Genomic DNA, 843 nt, shown 5'->3' on the forward strand with positions numbered 1-843 from the left:
AAGCCGATAAATGCTCCCACTTCGTGCGCCACGATTTAATCACGATCGGGTATTTTTCTCCCCACATCGATTCCAGCTCGTCCAGCGCCGCTTCGGCCTCGCCCAGTGATTTGGCGCGGTAGACGCGCTTCAGATCGACCATAAACGCCTTGTGATTTTTCGAGGCGACGTAGCGCAGCGAGTTGCGGATCTGGTGCACGATGCACAGCTGGACTTCGGTATCGGGATAAATCGAAGCGATGGCCTCGGGGAAACCGGTCAGGCCGTCCACAGAGGCGATCAGGATGTCCTCGACGCCGCGATTCTGCAGGTCCGTGAGCACCGAGAGCCAGAAGTTGGCGCCCTCGCTCTCGGACAGATACAGGCCCAGGACTTCCTTTTTGCCCTCCATGTTCAGCGCCAGGACCGTGTAGATGGCCTTATTCTGGTAACGGCCCTTGTCGCGGATCTTGTAGTGGATCGCATCCAGCCAGACAAACGGATACAGATTCTCCAGCGGCCGCGCCTGCCAGGCTTTGACCTCGCCGATGAGCTTGTCGGTGATCGTCGAGATCGTCGCGGTCGAGACGCTGATGCCGTACATCTCCTCGACGTGGCCGGCAATGTCGGCGTAACTCATACCCAAGCCGTACATCGACAGGATCTTGGTCTCGATTTCATCCGAGACCGTGCGCTGGTGTTTTTTAACAAGCTTCGGCTCGAAGGTGCCGGCGCGATCCCGCGGCGTCTCGAGCTCGAACCTGCCGCTGGTGCTTTTCACGGTCTTCCTGGACTTGCCGTTCTTGCGGTTCTCGGCCAAGTCTTCGGCCAGGTGCGAATCGAGTTCTGCCTCAAGCGCCGCCT

At 59.0% G+C, this 843-nt stretch carries 1 protein-coding gene; it reads right to left on the reverse strand.

Going from position 1 to position 843, the window contains the following annotated elements:
• On the reverse strand, window positions 1-843 hold an 843-nt coding region (locus tag GY769_15880; protein MCP4203398.1), incomplete at both ends, for an IS256 family transposase.

The sequence above is a fragment of the bacterium genome (assembly GCA_024224155.1).
In the GTDB taxonomy this organism is placed as follows: Bacteria; Acidobacteriota; Thermoanaerobaculia; order Multivoradales; family JAHEKO01; genus CALZIK01.